We start from the raw sequence: 24,262 nt of genomic DNA on the forward strand, positions 1-24,262 counted from the left end.
GGTTATCGTCAGGTTGCGGATATACAGTAGAAGCTATGCCTCGACCATTGCCGAAGCCGGGGGTCATGCCGGCGCGTTCGAACACCGTGGAGGAGGTCTCCGCGGGCGGCGTCATGGTCGATTTCGATTCGCCCACCTTCGAGGTGGCGATCATTGCACGCATCAACCGGGCCGGCAGGCTCGAATGGTGTCTGCCGAAGGGTCACCTGGAACTCGGCGAGACACCCGCCCAGGCGGCCCGCCGCGAGGTCGCTGAGGAGACCGGCGTGCACGGTGATGTCGTCACCGCCCTCGGCAGCGTCGACTACTGGTTCTCCGTCGGCGGCTACCGCATCCACAAGCTCGTCCACCATTTCCTGCTGCGCGCCACCGGCGGCTACCTCACCGTCGCGAACGACCCGGATCAGGAGGCCGTCGATGCCGCCTGGATCCCGCTCGATGCGCTGCCGGAGCACCTGTCGTTCGCCAATGAGCGGCGCATCGTCGCCGCTGCCCGCTCCGTGCTGCCGTACTATCGCTCCGTCATCCAGTCGACGTGATCTCCGCCCGCCGCCTGCCCCACCTGCGCCGCTGTGCGGCGCTGTCTGCTATCTGCACCCTCATCGCGGTGCTGCTGGGCACCGGAGTGCTGCCCACCGCCTCGGCGACGGCCGCCCCCACCCAGCCGGCCTTCCCCTCCCCCGTCCCGGCAGCACCCGGGGACGGTACGGACGAGGAAACCGCTGAACTGCCCGGTGACAGCGACACCGCCGCAGCCGGAGTGGAGCTGGCTTTCGACGAGATCAGCCCGGTCGTCACAGCCGAGGGCACGCTGACGATCAAGGGCCGGATCATCAACTCCAGTGCCGTGGAGATCCCCGAGCCGCGCCTGGACTTCCGCATCAGCCGCCGGGTGCTCGACTCCCGCGATGCGATCAACGGGTGGAAGGACCAGCCGGTGCGCTACCGGCAGCTCGGCGACACCGCCTCGGCGGCCGCCCAGCAGGACACCGCCGGTGGCGCCGAGGACACCGACGACGCCCCGGGGATGGACATCGAGACACTGCCGGAGTCAGTCGCGCCCAAGAGCGAGGCGGCGTTCGCTCTCACCGCCGATGCCGAGACGCTCGGGCTGCCGCGCAGCCAGCCGCTGACCTCGTGGGGATCCTACGGGCTGGCCGTCGAGCTCAGCAGCGGCGCGGCAGCAGCCAGCGCGCAGCCGTCGCTGTCACTGACCCGCACCGCCTTCACGACCTGGTATCCCGATCCGCAGCTGCTGCCGAGCAAGGTGACGTTCCTCGTCCCGGTCACGCTGCCGGGCTTCGATCCCAATGGGCAGGTCGCAGCCGACACGCTCGAGCAGGCCGCCGGTCCCGAGGGGGAGCTCACCTCGGCATTGGCCGCCGTCACTGCCGCTGACGAGGTGGCAGTCGCCGTCGACCCGCGGCTCATCGGCAGCATCGAGGACGTGCTCGGCGTCGACCGCCGAGCGGCCGGTCCAGACGACGGAGCCGGCGATCCCGCTGACGAAGGCACCGAAGAGGGCACTGAGGAGAGTACTGAAAAGGGCGCTGATCCGGCCGAACCGGGCGCAGCACCGGCAGACGAGACGCCCGCTGATGCCACCGAGACCCCCGCGGGCGACGACGGTGAGGAGACCACTGGCCCCGGTGAGGACACCGGCGGTGAGCAGACTGCGCCTGCGCCGAGCCCGCAGGCCGACCACTACCCGCAGCTGAATGAGTGGTACACCTCCTTCATCGCCGCCGCCGAACAGCGCACCGTCATCGCCCTGCCCTACGCTGATGCCGATCTCACCGCGCTGGCCGCCGCCGATGAGCCGGCGCTCGCCCGCGCTGCCGAAGCCGCCGCCGATGACCTGCGCGCCGCACTGCCCGAGGCCCGCACCGACATCGCCTGGCCGGCATCCGGCAGCCTCACCCCGGACTTCGCCGAACGCGCCGCACAGGCCGGGACGAAGACGATGCTCGTCTCCGACATCCAGCAGCCGAGTGTGCGCAGCTACACCTCATCAGCGCCCTCCACCCTGCCAGTCGGCGAGGACCAGCATGGGCTCAACTCCCTGGCCGTCGACACCGGCCTGTCGGAGGCCGCCGAGCTCGCCGGCCACGACGACACGCGTGTGCTCGGGCTCAGCGAACTCATCGCCGAAAGCTCGGCGATCACCACCGAGCGGCCGTACGACCCGCGCAGCCTGCTCATCACCCTCCCCCGCCGGGCCGCTGACCCGCACTGGGCCGAGGCGATCAGGCAGACCGCGGCAGCACCGTGGATCGACCTGCAGAGCCTGGAGGACCTGAGCGAATCCGAACCCGTCCAGCGCGCCCCGCTGACCGAACCCACCCGCGAAGCCGGGGATCGGGCCGCCGGTCTGAACCGCCTCGGCGAGGTGCAAGCCACTGGCACTGAGGCGTCGACCGCCTTCGAGAACCCTGAGGCGGTGGCCACCCGGCTGAGCCGGGCCGCCCTGACGTGCACGTCGACGGCCTGGGGAGAGACGGCCAATGACGGCGGCTTCTCCTCCTGCGTTGACGCGGCCGCCGATGAGGTCGGCTCGCTCATCGACGGGGTCAGGCCCGAGGAGGGCTCGGCCGTGCTGCTGGTGACCGGTGAGAAGACGACGATCCCGGTGCGCATCGACAATACGACCGCCGAGTCCGCCCATGTCATGGTCCGGGTGGTGCCTGCGACCCCGCAGCTGCGCACGCAGGTGTCCGAACCGGTCATCGTCAGCCCCGGTGAGCAGGCCCGCGTCGAGGTCCCCGTCGAAGGATTGGCCAATGCCGATGTGCAGACCCGCATCGAACTCGTCGCCGCCACCCCGCCCGGCGACAGCGATTCCACAGCCACGACGGAAACCGGTCCGGGCCCGGCGGCGGCTGCCGGGCACTTCGTGCTGCCGGAGACGACCTCGCTGACGGTGCGCGTGCGCACCGACTGGGAGAACATCGGGGCGGCGGTGATCGGGGCCGGTCTCGTCATCGTGCTGCTCATCGGCCTGTATTCGTCTGTCTCCCGCGGACGGCGTAAGATTCCCAAGAGCCAGCTGGACGCCGCCGTCGCGCGAGCGCACGAGAACGACCCGGGCTGATTCGATCCCCGCGCGCGACCGACGCGCCCACGCCCCTGAGACCGGCAAGGAGCCGCATTGTCCTCCACCGACCCCTCCGAGACCGCACCGGACCGCGCCGCTGACGCGCACGCGTCCGACGGTGCCAGCAGCACCGCAGCCGGCGCTGTGACTCCGGAGACGGCCGGGCACCCGGAAGCCGAAGCCACCGCCGAGGCGCCGGGCGGGGGTGCGAAGCTGAGCTCGCTGGCGAAGTCCTCAGCGCTCATGACCGCCGGCACTCTCGTGTCGCGGGTGCTCGGATTCGTCAAAGCCGGCATGCTCGCCTTGGCGATCGGCGTCACCTACGGCGGGGTCGCTGACGCCTTCGACGTGGCGAACAAGGTGCCGAACAACCTGTACATGCTGCTCGCCGGCGGCATCCTCAATGCGGTCCTCGTCCCCCAGATCGTGCGCGCCACCCGGCGGCCCGACGGCGGGAGGGACTTCACCAACCGGCTGCTGACTCTGGCGATCCTCATCCTGTTCGGCGTCACCGTGCTCGCCACGGCCGCCGCTCCCCTGCTCGTGCGCGTGTACTCCTCGTCGACCTGGAGCAGCGAGCAGACCGCCCTGGCGGTCGCGTTCGCGTTCTGGTGCCTGCCGCAGATCTTCTTCTACGGCCTGTACACGATGCTCGGGCAGGTGCTCAACGCTCATTCCTCGTTCGGGCCCTACATGTGGGCGCCGGTCATCAACAACTTCGTCTCCATCGCCGGGCTGGGCATCTTCATCGCGCTCTTCGGCACCGGCGAGTATGGTGAGCACGCCATCGCCACGTGGGACGTCACCAAGATCGCCGTGCTCGCCGGCTCTGCCACACTCGGGGTCGTCTGCCAGGCGCTCGTACTCATCTGGCCGCTGCGCCGCATCGGCTTCCGGTTCACCCCGACCTTCGGCTTCCGCGGTGTGGGCCTGGGCACCGCCGGCAAGGTCGCCTCCTGGACCTTCGGTGCGGTGCTCATCGGCCAGCTCGGGTTCATCGTCATCTCCCAGGTCGCCTCGCTGGCCTCGGCGAGCGCCGACGGCGGCCCGAGCCCGTCGAATGCCGCCTACACGTACAGCTACCTCATCTTCATGCTCCCCCATTCGCTCATCGCTGTGTCGCTGGCGACAGCGCTGTTCACCTCGATGAGCACCTCGGCTGCCGATCGCGACACCGAGGCGGTGCGCGCCTCCTTAGGCCTCGGCGTCCGGCTCGTCGGCTTCGTCAACGTCTTCGCCACTGTCGCCTTCATGACACTCGGCGCGCAGACGGCGATGGTGCTCGCCCGAGGCTCGGTCGAGCAGGCCGTCTCGCTCAGCGTCGTGATCGCAGCGATGATCCTCGGACTCGTGCCGTTCTCGGCCAACTATCTGCTGCAGCGGGTGTTCTATGCCTATGAGGACGCCCGCACCCCGTTCTGGGTGCAGGTCCCGCAGGTCGCCCTCACCTCCGCTGGGGTCATCGCCTCCGGGCTGCTGCTGCCCAAGCACTACATCGTCGCCGGCATCGGCCTGTCGATGAGCTTGGGATACGGTCTCGCCTGCCTCATCAGCGCCTGGCTGCTGCGCCGCCGCCTGCACCACCTCGGGAGCAGGCGGATCCTGCTGGCCCACCTGAAGTTCATCATCGCCGGCGCACTCGCCGGCATCGTCGGCGTGTTCATCGTCCGCGCGCTCGGCACCGATGCCTGGGATACCCGGACCACCGCATTCATCACCATCGCGTGGGTCGGGCCGGTCATGCTTGCGGTCTATCTGGTCGTGTGCTGGATGCTGCGTGTGAGCGAGCTGCGCAGCCTTGCCGAGACTGTCCGGCGGAAGTTGAAGCGCTAGACTGAGCAGCGAAGGACTATTCGCCCTGCACAGCTCATCCGTGCGGCGCATTCACAAGGGGGTCTGGTGATCGGCATCGAACGCGGAACAGTTGTCGCCGAGCGCTACGTGGTCTCCGACATCGTCCGCCCCTGGTTCGCCGACCACCCCGACAGCGGCACGGTCTGCATCGCTCTCGACGCCATCCTCGACATGGCCGTCACCCTCTATGTCGCGCCATCGGAGACCTCCGGTGACCTGCTCGATGCCGCCCGCCGCTCGGCGTTGCTGACCGATCCGCGGATCCCCACAGTCCTCGACGTCGGACGCGCCGACGGCATCGACTTCGTCGTCTTCGAACGCTCCGTCGCCACTCCCCTGCCGGCCATTCTGCGCACTGGGCCGCTGGCTCCCGAGGCGGCACGCGCCTTCGTCGGCGAGCTCGCCACCGCGCTGGCCCACGCCAGCGCCCGTGGGCTCTACCACCTCTGCCTCGGTCCCGAATGCGTGGGGCTGAAGGACAATCTCGACGCCACCGTCACCGGTGTTGCCATCGACGCCGCTGTCGCTCACGCCGCCTACGGCCTCGATCTCGAGGCGATGCCGACAACAGCGAAGAAGCGCGAGGACGCACTCGCGCTCATGAACATCTTCTATGCCGCCCTCACCGGTCACTGGCCCGGCGATGAGCCGCGCGCCGGGCTGCCGGTGGCCCAGCGGCGCAACAACCGCTTTGTGCGCGTCTCCGAGCTCGTCGACGGAGTGCCCAGCGGTCTAGAGGAGTTCGTCTCCGGCGTCGTCATGAAGATCGAGCCCGGGCCCCGCTCGGCCAGCGAGGTCGTCCGGTTCCTCGACGAATGGGACGTCCACCAGCTGCGCCAGCTCTCGCCGGGCAGACCGCGCCCGGGCGGCGATGAGCTGCGCCGCACCGAGGACGAGGAGTTCTCCGGCACCGAGGCGGCCACCGGCGCCTCTTCAGCCCGGCCGACGACCAAGACCGACCCGGCCTCCGTTTCGCAGACGGCAGCTCTCACCCCGCCGCGGCCGGTCACGCCGCCTGCAGCGGCAGGTGCCCCAGCGCCCGAGAAGCGGGCGACCCCCGCCCAGTTGCGCGCTGCCCTCGCCCGCATCGGCCTCACCCGGCCCGGCGCCTCGGGCCTGGCTGCCGGCCGGCTCGCCGACAGCGAGACACCCTATGACGACCGGATGCAGATGCGGCAGGCGGCCGTCTTCCCGATCTCCTCCGAGGAGCTCGCCTCCGCCGAAACCGACGAGTGGCAGCCCGAGGACACATTCGCCTCCTATGAGCAGTACGCCGATGCCGAGGCCGATGCGAACGAAACCCAGCGCATCGCTGATCCTTCGCGCATGTTCGCCAGCGACGATGAGCTCAGCGCCGACGATACTCAGGTCATCAGCACCGACCAGGAAGCCGTTGACGACGCTGAGGCCGATGAGGACGAAGACGACGGTTCATGGTTCCTCGGCGGCATGTTCACCACCCGCGAGGAAGAGCTCGAACGGCAGCGCGCCGAATACGAGCGCGAGCGCCGCCTGCAGCAGGAGGCTGAGGAGCGGGCGCGCGCTCAGGAGCAGTCCCGCCGGAAGTCCGCAGCAGCACCGACCGCAGGGCTGGGTGCCGATCTCGCCGCAGACACCGCACAATCCAGTACGACCGAACGCGAAGCCAGCCGCCGGCCCGCCACTCCTGCGCCGGCTGCAGACAGCCCGCGCACGCCGCAGAACGGCGCCGGCACAAAGCCGGCTGCAGGCGGCGGTGGGGCGCGTCCCCTGCCGCCCGCTGGGGACGATGCACCTGCTGACAAGCCGTCTCGGCCCCTGGTCCCGATTCTCATCGGTGTCCTGGCGCTGCTGGTCGTCGCCGCGCTCGTCGTTGGGGTCATCGTCGGCACGCAGGGCGATGATGAGCCCACCGCAGAGGAGCCGACTGCTGAAACCGAGCCGACTGAAGAGCAGCCTCCGACGGAGGAGCCACAGGGCCCGACACCGGTGGTCGCCGATGTATCCGCCCTCGATCCTGAAGGCGATGACACAGAGAACGATGACGCGGCATCGAACGTCCTGGATGACGATGATTCGGCGTGGCGAACCGACCGGTACAACTCTTCGAAGTTCGGCAACCTCAAATCGGGTGTCGGTCTGGCCCTCGAACTCGAAGAGTCAGCCGGCGTCTCCCAGGTCGAGCTGACCTCCGATCGAGAGGGAAGCGACTTCGAGGTCCGGATCGGCGATTCCGACGACCCGGAGGATGCCACGGTCGTCGGCAAGGGAACGACGGAGGACGGAAAGACCACCGTCGACCTCGATGACGGCGCCGAGGGATCTGTCGTCATCATCTGGTTCACCGAGCTCGGCTCAGCCGATGGCGGATATCGCGCCTACGTCACCCACGTCGGACTGACCTGAGCCCGCGCCTCCTCCGGCTGGGTGCCCGCACGGACTGCCCAGTGAGTGCACGGGGACATAGGGTGGAATAAACCCGCCGTACCCCAGTGTTCGCTCTAGCGGAGACATGCCTACAAGGAGGCTTTATGACAGCTCAGCGACTCGTCATCGTCGGATCGGGTCCAGCAGGCTACACCGCTGCGGTGTATGCAGCTCGAGCCAGCCTGGAACCGATCGTCATCGCCGGTTCCGTCACCGCTGGCGGCGAGTTGATGAATACGACGGATGTTGAGAACTTCCCCGGATTTCCTGCCGGGATCCAGGGCCCTGAGCTCATGGAGAACATGCGCCAGCAGGCAGAGCGCTTCGGCGCAACCGTCATCTACGACGATGTGCAGGAACTCGTCCTGCAGCCGGGTGCGCACATGATCACCACCGCGCTCGGTGAGAGCTACACCGCCGAGGCCGTCATCCTCGCCACCGGCTCAGCCTACCGAAAGCTCGGGCTGCCCAACGAGGACAAGCTCTCCGGCCACGGTGTCAGCTGGTGCGCCACCTGTGACGGCTTCTTCTTCAAGGACAAGCACATCGCCGTCGTCGGCGGCGGAGACTCGGCTATGGAGGAGGCGACCTTCCTGACGAAGTTCGCTTCCAAGGTCTCGGTCATCCACCGCCGCCAGGAGTTGCGCGCTTCACAGGCTATGCAGGACCGTGCGAAAGCCGATCCGAAGATCGAGTTCGTCCTCGATTCGGAAGTTTCACAGATCCACGGCGATGACGCTCTGACCGGCGTCACGGTGCGCAACATCGTCACCGGTGAGGAGTCTCTGCTCGATGTCACCGGTTTGTTCGTCGCTATCGGATCGGATCCGCGAACCGAGCTCTTCGCCGATCAGCTCGAACTGCGCCCCGATGGCTACCTCAAGGTCGATGGACGCGCTTCGCTGACGAATGTCGAAGGAGTCTTCGCTGCCGGTGACCTCATCGACCCGGTCTACCGTCAGGCGATCACCGCAGCCGGCTCCGGCTGCGCGGCTGCCATCGATGCCGAGCACTACCTGTCCAACCGCTGACGTCGTCACCCGACGACCTCGACAGTCCAATCAGATCAGTCGTTCAACCCCGGCCGACCGACCAGCCGGCCAATCAAGTTAGGAGCAGCAATGACTGCAGCAGATGTCACCGACGCAAATTTTGAAGCCGAGGTCCTCCAGGCAGATAAGCCCGTTCTCGTCGACTTCTGGGCCCCGTGGTGCGGGCCGTGCCGCATGGTCTCCCCCATCGTCGACGAAATCGGTGAGGAGAACGCCGAAAAGCTCAAGGTCGTCAAGGTCAACACCGACGAGAACATGCAGACGGCCTCGACCTACGGCATCACCTCGATCCCGGCCCTGTACGTCTTCAAGGACGGCCAGGTTGCAAAAACGATCATCGGTGCCCAGCCGAAGCCGATGCTGATCCAACAGCTCGAGGAATTCCTCGGCTGATTCACCTATCAGCTAACACACTGGCGCCTGTTGTAGTATCGACAGGCGCCAGTGGCCGTTAGGCACATCACCACAAACTCCGACAATCCCGACGCACCGAGCCCAGCGAGACGATATGACCTCACAATCTGCCTACCCCACCCTCACACGGGGCGACTCCAGCAACGTCCTGCTGGCGACCAAGGCACAGCTGGACCGCCTGGGAATCAAGGTCGGCGATGTGTCATCTCCTGAATTCGATCATCAGCTCGAATTGGCTATTCTCGCGTTCCAGCAGAGCCGCGGGATCACCACCGACGGTGTCCTGGGCCCTGAGACATTCGAGCAGATCGAACTGGCCCGCTACCGTCTCGGCGATCGAGTACTACGCTTCGACCCAGTCCGACCACTGGTCGGAGACGACGTTGGGACACTGCAGAAGCGCTTGTCCAAGCTGGGCGTCTACACAGACCGGATCGACAGCGTGTTCGCTGCGGAGACCGATGAGGCTGTGCGAGAGATCCAGAGCGGACTCGGTCTGCGAACTGATGGTGTGGTGGGCCCGAATACCATTTCCGGGCTTGACTCGATCAGCCGAAATCACAGCACCGGCAACCTCTATGCGCTGCGGGAACACGCTCGCGTCACTTCCTCGGGACCGTCCCTTGTCGGACGCGTTATCGTCATCGAAGCTGCCACGTCTGCTCGCGACTTCAAGGCGACGCCCTACACCGCTGAACAGCGGCGATTGGAGGAAGAATACTCGGTTGACATCGCTCGTCGCCTCGACGGTCGTCTCAGTGCCCTTGGTGCCGCAACTGTTCTCGTCAGCTCCCCCGATGCACATCAGACACTTGCAGACGAACTCGAAGCCTCGGCTGTCGTCACGATCACGCAGGACTCGTCTCTTTCGGATTCCGCTAATGGAGTAGCAACCTTCTACTTCGGCCGCGCCGATGACGACGAGGTCTACTCCCCCGTCGGCAAGCGGTTGGCCGAGCTCGTGCAGAAAGAGGTCAACGCCCGAACCGACTTCCTCAACTGCCGCACGCACGCCCGTACGTGGCAGAGTCTTGCCGCCGTGCGCAGCCCGAAAGTGCACGTCGTTGCGGGTTACGTGAGCCATGATCGTGACCGCGAGATGCTCGCTGATGACCTCATCCGCGATCGGATTGCCGACGGTATTGCCGCGGCCCTCCAACGACTCTATCTGGCGCGTGAGTCCGATCCCGAGACCGGTGCACTGAATATTCAGTCGATCACCAATCCATCCCGTTTCACGTGAAACATCAGCCGACGGGCGCGTAACCGTCTTTGCGGGCCTCCCTCCAATTCGCTGCGCGTCCCCACCCATCGATAAAGCCGCGCACAGTCAATCCGAGTCTTATCAGTGAGTCACAGTCTGCTCAGCTGTCAGCCTGGATCAGGTCGTGCAGGCAACGATCCCTTGACCCGCCCGATTGCGGCACGTCAACACGTGTTTCACGTGAAACCGAAAGGCACCGGCACACGCCGGGGCCTTTGACGGTAGCAAACATACGGAAGTTACGACTCGTCTTCGATTCCAAGCGCAGTAAGGATCCGCTTGAGATCATCCTGGTTCGCAAACTCCACGCTGATCTTGCCCTTGCGCTTTCCCATGACGATACTCACGCGAGTATCAAGCTTATCCCCCACACGGTCCGCGATTTGCGCCAGCTCAGGGGTAAGCTGTTGTGTTTCACGTGAAACACGAGGCTTCTCCCCTCGGTTCAGCAGTACGACAGCTTCCTCTGTTGCCCGGACCGACAGACCTTCAGCCACAATGCGCTGAGCGAGAACTTCCATGTTCGCAGGATCCTCAACACCGAGGATCGCGCGGGCATGGCCCTGTGAAATCACACCAGCAGCCACACGGCGCTGCACAAGCGGCGGGAGCCTGAGCAACCGGAGTGTATTCGAGATCTGAGGGCGGGAACGCCCGATCCGTTCGGAGAGTTCTTCCTGCGTACACTGAAAGTCGTTCAACAGCTGCTCATAGGCTGCAGCCTCTTCAAGTGGATTCAGATCCGATCGGTGGAGATTCTCAAGCAAGGCGTCACGCAGCAGGTCGGTGTCTTCAACCGCTCTGATGATCGCCGGGATCGTGCTGACACCGGCCAGCTCAGACGCCCGGAATCGCCGCTCGCCCATGATGAGCTCATACGCGGGCTTCTTCTCGTCGACAAGACGCACGACCACGGGCTGAAGAACACCGACTTCACGGATCGAGTGCACCAACTCGTCGAGCGCATCCTCATCGAAAACCTGACGCGGCTGCCGCGGGTTCGGACTGATCTGCTCCAGAGGGATCAGACCAAATGCCGTGCCAGGAACCTCCTGTAGGTCTGTTTCACGTGAAACATCGTGATGAACGGAAGTTGTTGACTCCGGTACAGACTTCTGCGATGCACTACGGGCCCTGCTCCGTGGAGCCGTATTCGATCCGGATTCCTCAGCCTTCTTCTCGCCAACAGCGCCGGATTTCTTCGCAGCAGGGGAGGAGGACGTCTTTTTCGTGGGCTTCGTGTTCGTGCGCTTCGCAGCACGCGCCTTCCGCATACCCTCCGCCGGATCCTTTGAACGGGGTGTTTCACGTGAAACGTCGGAATCTGCTTCAGCCTGCTGACCGAAGAAGACGTCTACCGGGCGGTCCTCTGTTACGACGTCGGGAATGAGAGCTCCAAGTCCCCGGCCCAATCCACGTTTGCGCTCAGCCATGATCTGCTGCTCCTCGATGTGCGATTTCCTCAGCTGCTTCGCGATACGAAAGCGCGCCGGATGATGATGGTTCGTATGTGATGACAGTTTGACCGTAACTCGGAGCCTCGGAGATGCGGACCGATCGGGGGATCGTCACCTCGAGGACTTGGTTGGGAAAGTGAGCCCGTACATCGTCAGCAACCTGCCGGCTGAGGTTCGTGCGGCCGTCGAACATCGTCAGGAGAATGGTCGAAACCTCCAGAGCTGGGTTCAGGTGCTTCTGAATCAGCTGGATATTCTTCAGCAGCTGGCTCAAGCCTTCGAGTGCGTAGTATTCGCACTGAATTGGAATAAGCACTTCGTTTGCTGCTACAAAAGCGTTGACGGTCAGCAAGCCCAGTGACGGGGGACAGTCGATGATCACGTAGTCGACCCGTTCGCCTGCATCCTCGCGTTCCTTTAAATAGGCGCGCAGAGCACGAGCAAGACGCTGCTCACGTGCGACCAGCGAGACGAGCTCGATCTCAGCTCCTGCGAGGTCGATTGTGGCGGGGACACAGGTGAGGGTCTCGATATCAGGGCACTGGGCTACGGCTTCGGACACCGGGAGGTCCTCAATCAGGACATCATAGATGCTGTTGACCTCTGTAGAGTGCTCGATGCCCAACGCGGTGCTCGCATTGCCCTGGGGGTCGATATCGATCACCAGAACCTTCAGGCCCTGGGCAGCGAGTGCGGCGGCGATATTCACCGCAGTGGTGGTCTTGCCCACCCCGCCTTTCTGATTGGCGACGGTGAAGATCCGTGTCGAATCGGGTGCTGGAAATGTCGTCGCCGCGAGGCGCTCGGCACGGCGATGGTCCCGCGCAATCTGAGCACCCAACGGAGTCGACTCATCCATGATGGGCATACTGAACTCCGTTCATCAACAAGAGCCGACTGGCTCGCAAACCGTCTCTTAGTCTACCCAACAGAGGGGACATCAGCCGACGCGAACCACTCAAGTCCCCGTGTGAGAGAGGAGTATCGCCGGTGATTTGTCACGAGTGCGCGCGCGTCACTCTCCCGCCGATGTTTCACGTGAAACGCAGCGGAGCCCCCCGTTGCAAGCTGTCTGCAGGCCTCGACGGAGTTAATCGAATACTAATAGAACTGCAGACTGTCAGCGGCGCCGCAGCTCAAGTACCGTGGTTGGGACCTCGAGGGACTCAGCGCCAAGGGTATGCACCTTCGGCGGTGAGAGGCGATAGCGCTTGATGTGCTTGGCTGCCTTCTTGATCTCGGTCTCGTAGGACTGACCCTTGATCGCAAGCAGTCGGCCGTCCGGGCCTAGCACCGGTGTACACCATTCGATGAGAACCGGCAGCGACTTCACGGCTCGTGCCGTCGCGACGGTGAAGATCTCCTCGTCGACGAGCTCCTCGACGCGAGCACGCACGATCCTGACGCTCTCAAGCTGCAGGTCAGCAGCAACCATCTGCAGCCACTCGACACGCCGCTCCATCGCCTCAACGAGCACAACGCGGGTCTTCGGTCGGGCAATAGCCAGAGCAATGCCCGGCAGCCCGGCGCCAGAGCCGATATCACCCACGACGTCGGTGTCGTCGAGGAGCTCGGCCATCACCGCACAGTTGAGGATATGCCGGCTCCACAGCCGAGGCAGCTCTCTGGGCCCGAGCAGGCCCCACTCGACTCCGGTGGTCGCCAGGTGGTCGGCGAAGCGACGTGCGAGATCGATGCGCGCACCGAAGATCTCGGCCGCCGCCTCGGGTTCGGACTCGATGCCCGCACGTTCCCTCGGGTTGCCAGTGGGGGAGTGGGTGCTGTCCATCAGCGCGGCTGCTCAGGCTGACTGGATGACGACACGGCGGCGATCGCCTTCGCCGGCGGACTCGGAGTACAGCCCGGCCTTGGCGACTTCGTCGTGCACGACCTTGCGCTCGAAGGAATTCATCGGCTGGCATTCGAAGGAGTCACCGGACTCCTTGACCTTCTCAATGCCCTTCCGCGCGATCTCCCGAACGTCTTCCTTGCGTTGGTCGCGGTAGCCGTCGATGTCGAGCATCAGCCATGAACGCTGACCGGTCGCCGTCTGCACAGCGAGTCGGGTGAGTTCCTGCAGTGCTGAGAGCGTACGGCCCTGCGTGCCGACCAGCGTCGACAGGTTGCTGTCAGCGTCTTCGCAGACGATGGCGACCTCTGCGCGGCTGTCGGCGACATCGATGTCGATGTCACCATCGATATCGGCGATATCGAGCAGCTCCTCAAGGTAGTCGGCTGCGATCTCGCCTTCTTCTTCAAGCAGCTCCGCACGGGTCGGCTTGGTCTCTTCGACCTGTCCGTCGGCACTGTCGACGGCGTTGTCGGTAGCAACGGGCTGATCGGCATCCGTGGTGCTGCGTTGGTCGGCGGTGTTGACCATCGAGTCTTCAGACATGCGTCGGCTCTACCTCTTCCTCTTCTTCTTCTGGCGTGCCTTGCCGACCGGCTGCTTGCGCTGGCCTCCAGCAGGCTGGGGGTTCTCGGGTTCCTCGCTGATCGGCTTCGAGCCCGGTAACGGGGATTTGCCCTTACGGGCGCGGCGCTCCATGAGCTCCTTTTCGGCGCGCGAGCCGGGAGCCGGCATGTTGCGGATGACGATGAACTGCTGAACCATCGTCCAGGTGTTCGACACGAGCCAGTAGATGAGCACGCCGAGCGGGAAGTACACACCGCCGACGGCGAAGACCACGGGCATGATGTAGAGCAGCATCTTCTGCTGTTGCATGAACGGGTTGTTCATGGCAGCTTCCGACATGTTCTTGCTCATCATCTGCTTCTGCGTGATGAACTGGGTCGCGCCCATGATGATGATGAGGATCGCGGTGAGGATCTTGACTGAGATGTCACCGGTGAGGAACGTCTCGGACAGCTGCACACCGAAGATGGTCGCGCGCTCGGCCTCCTGAGCCAGTGACTGAGTCAGTCCGCCGATCGGGTCGGTTTCGCCTCGGGCGACCATCGGCATGTTGAAGATGACGCGGTACAGCGAGAAGAAGATCGGCAGTTGTGCCAGCAACGGCAGGCAGGAAGCCCACGGGTTGGTGCCGTGCTTCTTGAACAAGGCCATCTGCTCTTCAGCCATGGCCTGGCGGGAGAACTGGTCCTTCTTGCCCTTGTACTTCGCCTGCAGGCGCTGCACATCCGGCTGCAGCAGCTGCATCTTGCGCTGGGACTTGATCTGATAGACGAAGAGAGGAATGAGGACCGCGCGAACGACCATCGTCATGCACGCAATCGACAGCACCCAGGTCCACCCACTGTCCGAGGGCATGCCGAGCATCTCGAAGATCTGGTGGAAGATTGTCAGAATCCAGGCTATGACCCACTTCAGTGGCCATAGAACACTGTCAATCCAGTTCATTCATTCTCTCCTCGACCGCGGCCGATGCACGGTCTGCTGGTTCTGTATCTCGTATATTGTGCCACTATTGTGGCGCCGACCCTCAATCGCCTGATCGGCTGCGGTGCCGCTGCCGTCCGGCGGCTGCTCCCTTGTTCAGCAGCTCCGACTGCTGCTCCAGAACAGAGCCGGCGACGTAGTCGATTCCGCCGGGGGAGAAGGGGTTGCAGCGCAGCACGCGCCAGACCGTCATGACCGTTCCCCGTACGGCTCCCTCGACCTCGAAGGCGTCGAGTGCGTACTTCGAGCAGCTGGGGTAGTAGCGGCACACCTGTCCGTACAGCGGCGAGATCATCAGCCGGTACAGCCGCATGAACCATACGAACGGCATCCGCGGGGCGATGCGCAGGAAGTACAGGATCCGCGCCCCGGTTCCCTCAGGTGCTGGCGGCAGAGAGGAGCGGGTGTGCTCAGCTGAGTGCTTCATCGCGACTGCGCCTCGTCTGTCCGTTTCGTCAGTCCGAGTCTGTCCATCCCCTTGGTCAAGGCGCGCTCAAGCGCGGCGAAGTCCGCTTCGGCCGCAGCCGGCAGGGCTCGGAGGACGAGCAGTGTTCCCTCATCGAGGTGGTGGAGACGCGGGCGCATCAGCTCCCGGAGCCGGCGCTTGACTCGATTGCGAACCACAGCGTTGCCCACTGCCTTGGAAACGACGAAACCCACGCGTGGAGCGTGGGCGTCGTCGGAATTCCGCAGGCAGTAGACGACCAGCTGGCGGGATCCGGCTTTGGTGCCCGCACGGAAGACCGACCGAAACTCATCGGGCAGTCGCATACGGTTCACCGCAGGGAGCACCGGATCCTCAGATCTCCGCACCCGAATCTGCGCGTGCGCAGGAGTGTGGGTGCGAACGGGTCGTCGACTGCGGCACTCAGGCCGAGAGGGCCTTGCGTCCCTTGCGGCGGCGGGCAGCCAGAACGGCGCGGCCGGCGCGGGTGCGCATGCGCAGGCGGAAGCCGTGCTTCTTCGAGCGCTTGCGGTTGTTGGGCTGGAAAGTGTGCTTGCTCACGAGTGTCTCCGTCTATCTGTTGTTGCTTTCAGCCGCCGCAGGAATGCGGGCGGTTCGCACGCAGCTGGTCTCACCTCTTGCGAGCGCAGCCGGTGGTGACGCTCCTGCGCCGAGTGGCCAAACGGGGAAGTTCGCTCATCACAACTCAAGTGGGCCCGCAACACAGGACACCCAAGTTTACGAGTGCCAGACGGGCAGGGTCAAACTCGGCTGCACCGGGTGACGAATGGGACATTCCGGCGTCGCACTGCGGTCAACCTGAATCCACATCGTGCCATGAACAAGCACGTCCACAACTCACAACGATGTATTTTCCACACGTTTCTCCACCGATGTGGATGCTTTCCGCACCTCTGTCGTTTTTTTCCACCGTCTGTGGAAAACTATGTGGAAGTGATGTCCCCTTGTTATCCACAGCTGAGGAGGGAGTGTCCATGCCCGAGAACACGGACACCGAACACCTGTTGACCACCTGGCACACGGTGCTGGCGAATCTGCTGAACAACCCGACGATCACCGCCCAGCAGAAGGGCTTCCTGCAGCTGGCGGTGCCCAAGGCCATGGTCGGGGACAACCTTGTGGTCCTCTCAGTCCGCGACGACCTCACCCGTTCGACGCTCGAGCGCAACCTGCGCGAGCCGCTCGCGGCCGAGTTCTCCTCCGTCCTCGGTCACGAGGTCAGCTTCGCCATTGCGATCGAACCTGACCTCGATCCGCCGCTGGCCACCCGCGAGAGCCCCGTCGACAGCCCGGTCGAGCCTCCCGCTGCCACGCCCGCGGCGCCGACTGCCACAGCTGCTCCGGCTGACAGCGCATCCACCGCCTCGGCCGCGGGGACCCCAGCGCCGACGACGGCCGAGATCGAGGATGCCGCGATCGAGGAAGTCCTCACGCCGGCACCGGAGGATCATGCCGGCGGCGTCAGCCAGCTGAATGAGAGGTATACCTTCGACACCTTCGTCATCGGCTCCTCGAACCGCTTCGCTCACGCTGCCGCCTTCGCCGTGGCCGAATCCCCGGCCAAGGCCTACAACCCGCTGTTCATCTACGGCGATTCGGGACTGGGCAAGACCCACCTGCTGCACGCGATCGGGCACTATGCCGCGCAGCTGTATCCCAACATCCGGGTCAAGTACGTCTCCAGCGAGGAGTTCGTCAATGACTTCATCAACACCATCGGCTCCTCGACCTCCGGTTCGCTGCGGCCGAAGTTCCAGCGCCGCTATCGCGAAGTCGACATCCTCATGATCGATGACATCCAGTTCCTGCAGGGCAAGGACGCCACCGTCGAGGAGTTCTTCCATACCTTCAATGCCCTGCACAATGAGCACAAACAGGTCGTCATCACCTCCGACCAGCCGCCGAAGATGCTCAAGGGCTTCGAGGAGCGGCTGCGCTCGCGCTTCGAGTGGGGGCTGCTGACCGATGTGCAGCCGCCGGATCTCGAGACCCGGTTCGCGATTCTGCGCAACAAGTCGATCGCCGAGGGGCTGCAGGTCCCTGACAACGTCCTGGAGTACATCGCCTCACGCGTGTCCTCGAACATCCGCGAGCTCGAAGGAGCGCTCGTGCGGCTGACAGCTTTTGCCAATCTCAACGACCAGGAGATCGACATGTCCCTGGCCGAGACGGTGCTCAAGGACTACATCACCCATGAGGACACCCCGGAGATCACCGCGACCGACATCATGGGACAGACCGCAGCATACTTCGGGCTCACGCTCGAGGATCTGTGCGGTTCAAGCAGGTCGCGGACGCTGACGACTGCCCGGCAGATCGCCATGTATCTGTGCCGTGAGCTCACCGATCTGTCGCTGCCGAAGATCGGCCAGGAGTTCGGCGGCCGTGACCACACGACGGTCATGCATGCGAACAAGAAGATCCGCACGCAGATGGCCGAACGGCGCAATCTCTATACGCAGGTCACCGAGCTGACAAACCGGATCAAACAGCAGCACCGGCTGTGAAACGACACCGAATTTCATCTTCACAGTTGTGGAAAACTCTGTGTGCAAAGGGGTTCACAACGGGGTTCGAGCGGTGTATGGTGCCGGTCTGTCGGTGGACGCGTGTGGAAGCATATCGGTGTGATCTACCGGGTGTGGAGCGACGTACAGGGTTCGTCAACAGCTCATCCACCGGAGTGAATCGGGCACTCAGGGCGTGGATGCTCGATGACACCGATGTGATTACACAGGATCCACAGACGCTACTGACACGACTGCCTATTCATCCATCAAGTTTCCCGAGCGCACCGCTCATTGCTCGGCGGACTGTGCACAAGCGAACGACCCAGCAGCCAGGTGACCCGATAGAGACGTGACATCCTCGTTGCCGCGTGACATGGTGCTTGTGATCGGAGCACTGACAAAGCTCCAGGTCAACCACGATTTCGGCGTCCATGCAATTGCCCACGCCGATAGCCCGGTGTAAAGTTTCAGTGCGCTGTCGTGTCCGCCTCCAGGGCACGGCAGAAGCCCATTCACCACACCGGCCAGCACCCTCGATACCGCAGGAGAATCGTGAACACCGACGCAGCGCAGCCCGTGAAGTTCAAAGTCGATCGCGACGTCCTGGCCGAGGCTGTCACCTGGGCGACCAAGAGCCTCCCACAGCGTCCTGCGGTTCCCGTTCTCACCGGTATCCTCATCACCGCCGATGCCAGCGGCTCGGTGCAGCTGGCCGTCTTCGACTACGAGGTCTCCTCACGTGCTGAGATCGCCGCTGAGGTCGAATCCGCCGGCACGGTTCTCGTCTCCGGCCGGCTGCTGGCCGAGATCGCCAAGGCGCTGCCCAACCAGCCGGTGATCCTCGAACAGCAGGACAACAAGGTGTCGCTGACCTGCGGTTCGTCCCGCTTCGCGCTCATGACGATGCCCGTCGAGGAGTACCCGGCCCTGCCGGAGATTCCCGCGACGTCGGGCATGGTCGCCTCCAGCGACTTCCAGCACGCTGTCTCCCAGGCCACCATCGCCACCTCCAAGGACGACACGCTGCCGATCCTCACCTCGGTCCGGGTCGAGATCGAAGGCGAGACGATCACCCTGCTGGCCACCGACCGCTACCGCCTGGCCGTGCGCGAATTCACCTGGAACCCGCGCCGCCCGGACTTCTCAGCCACTGCCCTCGTCAGGGGCCGGACCCTCTCCGACGCCGCGAAGGCGATGGGCGGGGACGTCGAGATCGCGCTGGCGGAATCCGGGGGCAAGGAGATGCTCGCCTTCTCCGCCAACGGCAGGGTCACGACCTCGCTGCTCGTCGAGGGCGACTACCCGAAGGTCCGCTCGCTGTTCCCCAAGGACGTCGCCATCACCGCCGTGTGTGCAACCGCCACGCTGCGTGAGGCCGTGCGCCGCGTCAGCCTTGTCGCCGAGCGCAACACGCCGATCAAGTTCGAGTTCGCCGACGGTGCGCTCACCCTGCGCGCCGGCGCCGGCGACGACGCCCAGGCCAGCGAATCGCTGCCGGTCGACATCAGCGGTGAGGACATCTCCACCGGCTTCAACCCGCACTTCATCGCCGAGGGCCTGGCCGCCATCGACAAGCCCTACGTTCGGTTCTCCATGACCGAGCCGAAGAAGCCGGTCGTGATCTCCGGCCAGGACGAAGCCGACAGCGAACTCGACACCTCCTACCGCTACCTGCTCATGCCGGTCATGCGGTTCTGATGTGGGTTTCGAGACTTCTTCTCCGCGACTTCCGCTCCTATCCGCAGCTCAGCCTTGATCTGCAGCCGGGTGTGACGACCTTCGTTGCGCCCAACGGCTGGGGGAAGACGAATCTCGTCGAATCGATCGGCTACCTCGCCGCACTGCGTTCCCACCGCGTGGCCGGCGACCAGCCGCTCGTGCGCACCGGGGCCGAACAGGCGACGATCTCCGCACTCGCCCACCGCGGCGCCCGCCAGGTCACCCTCGAGGTGACGATCAGATCCAAGGGTGCAAACCTTGCCCGCATCAACCGCTCGCCGGTGCGCGCCCGCGATGTCCTCGGCCTCGTCCACGCTGTCGTCTTCGCCCCTGAGAACCTCGCCCTTGTCAAGGGCGATCCGGCCGAGCGCCGGCAGTACCTCGATGACCTGCTCATCGCCCGCCAGCCGCGCTTCGCCGGAGTCATTGCCGATCACCAGCGGGCCCTGCGCCAGCGCAACGCGCTGCTCAAGAGCCTGCGCTCGAACCGGGATCCTGGCCTGGAGGCCACGCTCGACATCTGGGATGAGGCATTCGCCGAGGCCAACGCTCAGCTCGTGCTCGGCCGCCGGCAGCTGCTCGCAGAGCTGCGTGCGCCGGTCACTGCCGCCTTCGCCCACATCGCCTCCGGTGCCGCGGATGCCCGCCAGCAGGTCGACCTCGACTACGTGTCCCGTCTCGACTACCGCGGCATCCACGATGCCCGCACCGCCGCCGAGGCCGTCGTCGCCGGGCTCACGCAGCGGCGCCGGGTCGAGATCGAGCGCGGGCTCACCCTCGTCGGGGCTCAGCGCGATGACGTCGAACTGCGCATCGGGGGAGTGCCGGCCAAAGGGTACGCCTCACACGGGGAGTCCTGGTCACTGGCCCTGGCCCTGCAGCTGGCCGGCTGGGAGCTGCTCAGCGGTGAAGACGGGGCACCGGACGAACAGCCGGTGCTCGTGCTCGATGACGTCTTCGCCGAACTCGACGCCGATCGCCGCAGCCGGCTCGCCGAGCGGATCGACGGGGCCGAACAGGTGCTCATCACCGCCGCGGTCGCCGGTGACATTCCGGACAATCTCAGCGGGCGCATCGTCGACCTGCCCGAACACGTCGCCGGGGCGTCAGCCGATGAGCAGTCCTGAGCACCTCGTGCCCGTCGCCAGCCTGGAGGCCCTCGACCGGATCAGGCGGATGGCTGACTCCGCGTTCCGGCCGCCGTCGCACGGACCGCGCCGCAGCCTGGCCGGATTACGGCGAGCGGAGATCGCCTACACCTCCGCCCGGCCGGACCCGCGCGATCCGCAGCCACTGGATTCGAGCCTCACAGCGCTGGTGAAGACCCAGGGCTGGACGAACAACCTCGACGTCGGGGCAGTGCTCGGCCGCTGGCCGGAGCTCGTCGGCAAGAACGTCGCCGCCCACTGCACTCCGGAGAAGTTCGATCCGCCGGTGCTCGTCATCCGCGCCTCCTCGACGACGTGGGCGACCCAGCTGACGATCCTGCGCAGCCAGCTGCTCGATCGGTTCGAGCGCGAACTCGGCCGCCGCATCATCGACGACATCGAGATCATCGGACCGGTGCAGCGGTCGTGGAAACACGGCAGACGCTCAGTCAGAGGTCGGGGTCCTCGAGACACCTACGGATAGACTCCACAGCGCTATGCCTGTCACCATCCTCCTTGCCCAGATGCGCACCGGCGAGCTGCTCGAGCGGCTGACAGCCCACACCCCGCCTGCGCACGGCACCATCGTCTTCCTGCTCATCGGCGCGATCATCGCCGCCATGCTCGTCGTGCCCCGCGCCATGTGGCGGCTCACCGGCCTCATCGTCACCATCGTCCACGAACTCGGGCACGGCTTCGCCGGACTCATGCTCGGCCGCAGATCACTGGCGATCCGCATCGCACCCGACCAATCTGGGCTCGCGCTCTCCCGCGGCACCGGCACCTCCGCGCCGTGGATGACCTTCTGGGGCTACCCGGCACCGGCACTCATCGGCTCGCTGCTCATCTTCGCCGCCCTGTTCGGCTATCCGGCCCCAGCCCTGGCGGCCGCGGCCGTGCTGCTCGTCGTCTCGCTCGTCTTCATGCGCGGGTTCCTCGCTGTGGCCGTCACCGCACTGACCGCCGCGCTCGCCGGGTTCCTGGTGTTCTGGGCACCGCCGGTCATCGCCTCCTATGCCGCACTCGGCGCCGGGCTCTTCCTGCTGCTCGGGGCGTGGAAGGCATTCGGCAACCTGCTCGCAGCCCACGCCCGCGGCGATCGCGGCCAGTCCGATGCCGCAATCCTCGCCCGCGCCACTCGCGTGCCGGCCGGTGTGTGGATCGTGCTCATGTTCCTCACGATGGCCGGATTCACCGCCTTGAGCGCCTGGGGTGTGTGGCACTATCTCCAGGTGCTGACCTGACTCCAGGTGCTGGCCTGAACCGGAAGCGCGAGTCCGCAGACCGCGTTGAGAGCCGTTGAGAGCCCTTGAGACGAGTCGGAGTACGTTTGCTGGGCTGAAAACATGGAAAAAGGCCGATTGCGGGCCGCGCAGGGCATGATCTTGCCGCGCGAGCAGGTAGAATGGGCAGGGTTGTTCAACTGTGACAAGGAGACACATGGCTACTGAGGAGAACCGGGAATACGATGCCGGTGATATCACCGTTCTCGAGGGACTCGAAGCGGTTCGCAAACGGCCCGGCATGTACATCGGCTCCACCTCCGAGCGCGGCCTGCATCACCTTGTCTACGAGATCGTCGACAACTCCGTCGACGAGGCGCTCGCCGGATACTGCGACCACATCGAGGTCGTCATCCGCGCTGACGGCTCCGTTCAGGTCACCGACAACGGCCGCGGCATCCCGGTGGCCATGCACCCGACCGAGGGCATACCCACGCTGCAGGTCGTGCTGACGATCCTGCATGCCGGCGGCAAGTTCGGCGGCGGCGGGTACGCTGTCTCCGGCGGTCTGCACGGGGTGGGCTCCTCTGTCGTCAATGCCCTGTCCGAACGTCTCGACGCCGAGGTCCACCGCGACGGCCATGTGTGGCGGCAGGATTACCGCCGCGGCGTGCCCACCGGTGAGGTCACCAAGGGCGAGGAGACCGACAGGACCGGCACCATCATCACCTTCTGGCCGGATGCGGAGATCTTCGACACCACCGAATTCACCTTCGAGGTGCTGCGCTCGCGGTTCCAGCAGATGGCCTTCCTCAACAAGGGCCTGAAGATCTCGCTGACCGATGAGCGGTCTGAGGAGATCGACGATGACGACGTCCAGCTCGAAGCCGAGGACACTGCCGAGGTCAAACCGCGCAGCGTCACCTACCTGTACGCCAACGGGCTGCTCGACTACGTCGAGCACCTGACGGCGACGAAGAAGACCGAAACAGTTCACGACGACGTCATCGCCTTCGAAGCCGAGGACACCGAGCAGCAGATCGCGCTCGAGGTCGCCATGCAGTGGACGAGCTCCTACGCCGAATCCGTCCACACCTACGCCAACACCATCAACACGCATGAGGGCGGCACCCATGAGGAGGGCTTCCGCACCGCGCTGACCAGCCTCATCAACGCCTACGCTCGCGAGCAGAAGCTGCTGCGGGAGAAGGACGCGAACCTCACCGGCGACGATGTGCGCGAGGGACTCACCGCCGTCGTGTCCGTCAAGCTGGGCGAACCGCAGTTCGAAGGCCAGACGAAGACGAAGCTGGGCAACTCCGAAGCCAAGACCTTCGTCCAGCGCATCGTCCGCGATGAGCTCGGCCACTGGCTCGAATCGAACCCGGCACAGGCCAAGGAGGTCGTGCGCAAGGCGATCCAGGCCTCGCAGGCCCGGATGGCCGCTCGCAAGGCCCGTGAGGCCACCCGCCGCAAAGGCCTGCTCGAATCCTCCGGCATGCCCGGCAAACTGCGCGACTGCCAGTCGAAGGATCCGACGGTCTCGGAGATCTTCATCGTCGAGGGCGACTCCGCCGGCGGGTCGGCGCTGCAGGGTCGCGACGCGATCCACCAGGCGATCCTGCCGATCCGCGGCAAGATCCTCAACGTCGAGAAGGCCCGCCTCGACCGCGCCCTGGGCAACCAGGAGGTGCAGTCGCTCATCACCGCCTTCGGCACCGGGATCGGCGAGGAGTTCGACCTCGACAAGCTGCGCTATCACAAGATCGTGCTGATGGCCGACGCCGATGTCGACGGCCAGCACATCGCCACGCTGCTGCTGACGCTCATCTTCCGCTACATGCGCCCCTTGGTGGAGCACGGCTACGTGTACCTTGCGACCCCGCCGCTGTACCGGATCAAGTGGTCGAACGCCGAACACGAATACGCCTACTCCGACCGGGAGCGCGATGCCCTGCTCACCGACGGCCGCGCCTCGGGCAAGCGGCTGCCGAAGGATCAGGCGATCCAGCGCTACAAGGGTCTGGGCGAGATGAACTACAGCGAACTGTGGGACACGACGATGAACCCGGACTACCGGCTGCTCAAGCAGGTCACCCTCGATGACGCGATGAAGGCCGATGAGATCTTCGCCGTGCTCATGGGTGAGGATGTCGAATCCCGCCGCCAGTTCATCCAGGAGAACGCCAAGGACGTCCGGTTCCTCGACATCTGATCCACCGGCCCGGCCTGCCGCCGGCATCCCAGACTCCCAC

Annotated in this window: 21 protein-coding genes; 13 read left to right on the plus strand and 8 right to left on the minus strand. The window is 65.1% G+C overall.

All coding sequences use genetic code 11. The features are described 5' to 3' along the window. The first annotated feature begins 35 nt into the window (after positions 1-35). The 7 genes from M3B11_RS03590 (at position 36) to M3B11_RS03620 (ending at position 10,063) form a co-directional block, all read left to right on the plus strand. Positions 36-539 carry an NUDIX hydrolase gene (locus tag M3B11_RS03590; protein WP_259875403.1) on the plus strand — a complete coding sequence of 168 codons (504 nt, stop codon included), beginning with the start codon at positions 36-38 and terminating at the stop codon, positions 537-539. Continuing rightward, a complete protein-coding gene (locus M3B11_RS03595; protein WP_259875404.1) occupies positions 536-3,091 on the plus strand; it encodes a DUF6049 family protein in 2,556 nt (851 codons plus the stop codon). The genes M3B11_RS03590 and M3B11_RS03595 overlap by 4 nt, the downstream gene beginning before the upstream one ends. A gap of 57 nt (positions 3,092-3,148) precedes the next feature. Further along, the gene (murJ, locus tag M3B11_RS03600) at positions 3,149-4,927 is read left to right on the plus strand and encodes a murein biosynthesis integral membrane protein MurJ (RefSeq protein ID WP_259875405.1); all 1,779 of its coding nucleotides are present in this window, start codon (positions 3,149-3,151) and stop codon (positions 4,925-4,927) included. Between the two features lie 66 nt (positions 4,928-4,993). After that, complete coding sequence (locus M3B11_RS03605) at positions 4,994-7,333, plus strand: virulence factor MviN (protein ID WP_259875406.1); 2,340 nt, start codon at positions 4,994-4,996, stop codon at positions 7,331-7,333. Positions 7,334-7,458: 125 nt separating this feature from the next. Beyond that, positions 7,459-8,385 carry a thioredoxin-disulfide reductase gene (gene trxB / locus M3B11_RS03610; protein WP_259875407.1) on the plus strand — a complete coding sequence of 309 codons (927 nt, stop codon included), beginning with the start codon at positions 7,459-7,461 and terminating at the stop codon, positions 8,383-8,385. Between the two features lie 90 nt (positions 8,386-8,475). After that, positions 8,476-8,799 carry a thioredoxin gene (gene trxA / locus M3B11_RS03615; protein WP_259875408.1) on the plus strand — a complete coding sequence of 108 codons (324 nt, stop codon included), beginning with the start codon at positions 8,476-8,478 and terminating at the stop codon, positions 8,797-8,799. Positions 8,800-8,914: 115 nt separating this feature from the next. Continuing rightward, the gene (locus M3B11_RS03620) at positions 8,915-10,063 is read left to right on the plus strand and encodes an N-acetylmuramoyl-L-alanine amidase (RefSeq protein WP_259875409.1); all 1,149 of its coding nucleotides are present in this window, start codon (positions 8,915-8,917) and stop codon (positions 10,061-10,063) included. Between the two features lie 260 nt (positions 10,064-10,323). Here M3B11_RS03620 and M3B11_RS03625 read toward each other — a convergent pair whose 3' ends face one another. The 8 genes from M3B11_RS03625 to rpmH all read right to left on the minus strand — a co-directional run bounded on the left by M3B11_RS03625 (position 10,324) and on the right by rpmH (position 15,947). After that, positions 10,324-11,517: a ParB/RepB/Spo0J family partition protein gene (locus tag M3B11_RS03625; RefSeq protein ID WP_259875410.1), complete on the minus strand. Its 1,194-nt coding sequence runs from the start codon at positions 11,515-11,517 to the stop codon at positions 10,324-10,326. Continuing rightward, positions 11,510-12,409: a ParA family protein gene (locus M3B11_RS03630; protein ID WP_259875411.1), complete on the minus strand. Its 900-nt coding sequence runs from the start codon at positions 12,407-12,409 to the stop codon at positions 11,510-11,512. Before M3B11_RS03630 ends, M3B11_RS03625 begins: the two co-directional genes overlap by 8 nt. A gap of 252 nt (positions 12,410-12,661) precedes the next feature. Continuing rightward, a complete protein-coding gene (gene rsmG / locus M3B11_RS03635; protein ID WP_259875412.1) occupies positions 12,662-13,330 on the minus strand; it encodes a 16S rRNA (guanine(527)-N(7))-methyltransferase RsmG in 669 nt (222 codons plus the stop codon). A 12-nt stretch (positions 13,331-13,342) separates the two neighbouring features. Continuing rightward, the gene (locus M3B11_RS03640; protein ID WP_259875413.1) at positions 13,343-13,936 is read right to left on the minus strand and encodes a R3H domain-containing nucleic acid-binding protein; all 594 of its coding nucleotides are present in this window, start codon (positions 13,934-13,936) and stop codon (positions 13,343-13,345) included. A 9-nt stretch (positions 13,937-13,945) separates the two neighbouring features. Further along, positions 13,946-14,902: a membrane protein insertase YidC gene (gene yidC / locus M3B11_RS03645; protein WP_259875414.1), complete on the minus strand. Its 957-nt coding sequence runs from the start codon at positions 14,900-14,902 to the stop codon at positions 13,946-13,948. Between the two features lie 82 nt (positions 14,903-14,984). Then, positions 14,985-15,368, minus strand: coding sequence for a membrane protein insertion efficiency factor YidD (yidD, locus tag M3B11_RS03650; RefSeq protein WP_259875415.1), 384 nt, complete (start codon positions 15,366-15,368; stop codon positions 14,985-14,987). Beyond that, a complete protein-coding gene (gene rnpA, locus M3B11_RS03655) occupies positions 15,365-15,754 on the minus strand; it encodes a ribonuclease P protein component (protein WP_311197712.1) in 390 nt (129 codons plus the stop codon). Before rnpA ends, yidD begins: the two co-directional genes overlap by 4 nt. 55 nt (positions 15,755-15,809) lie before the next feature. Next, on the minus strand, positions 15,810-15,947 hold the full coding sequence (gene rpmH / locus M3B11_RS03660) for a 50S ribosomal protein L34 (protein ID WP_102162510.1): 138 nt from the start codon (positions 15,945-15,947) through the stop codon (positions 15,810-15,812). A gap of 434 nt (positions 15,948-16,381) precedes the next feature. Between rpmH and dnaA the strand changes: the two genes are divergently transcribed. The 6 genes from dnaA (at position 16,382) to gyrB (ending at position 24,222) form a co-directional block, all read left to right on the plus strand. Next, entirely contained in the window at positions 16,382-17,914 is a 1,533-nt protein-coding gene (dnaA, locus tag M3B11_RS03665) for a chromosomal replication initiator protein DnaA (protein ID WP_259875417.1), read from the plus strand. Positions 17,915-18,469: 555 nt separating this feature from the next. After that, the gene (gene dnaN / locus M3B11_RS03670) at positions 18,470-19,615 is read left to right on the plus strand and encodes a DNA polymerase III subunit beta (protein ID WP_259875418.1); all 1,146 of its coding nucleotides are present in this window, start codon (positions 18,470-18,472) and stop codon (positions 19,613-19,615) included. Further along, positions 19,615-20,763, plus strand: coding sequence for a DNA replication/repair protein RecF (gene recF / locus M3B11_RS03675; protein WP_259875419.1), 1,149 nt, complete (start codon positions 19,615-19,617; stop codon positions 20,761-20,763). Before dnaN ends, recF begins: the two co-directional genes overlap by 1 nt. Beyond that, positions 20,750-21,268 (plus strand): DUF721 domain-containing protein, encoded by a 519-nt coding sequence (locus M3B11_RS03680; protein WP_259875420.1) that lies wholly within the window; start codon positions 20,750-20,752, stop codon positions 21,266-21,268. Before recF ends, M3B11_RS03680 begins: the two co-directional genes overlap by 14 nt. 13 nt (positions 21,269-21,281) lie before the next feature. Continuing rightward, on the plus strand, positions 21,282-22,028 hold the full coding sequence (locus tag M3B11_RS03685; protein ID WP_259875421.1) for a M50 family metallopeptidase: 747 nt from the start codon (positions 21,282-21,284) through the stop codon (positions 22,026-22,028). A gap of 196 nt (positions 22,029-22,224) precedes the next feature. After that, positions 22,225-24,222 (plus strand): DNA topoisomerase (ATP-hydrolyzing) subunit B, encoded by a 1,998-nt coding sequence (gene gyrB, locus M3B11_RS03690; protein ID WP_259875422.1) that lies wholly within the window; start codon positions 22,225-22,227, stop codon positions 24,220-24,222. The last annotated feature ends 40 nt before the right edge of the window (positions 24,223-24,262 follow it).

Source organism: Brevibacterium sp. p3-SID960 (assembly GCF_025144725.1).
Taxonomy (GTDB): domain Bacteria; phylum Actinomycetota; class Actinomycetes; order Actinomycetales; family Brevibacteriaceae; genus Brevibacterium.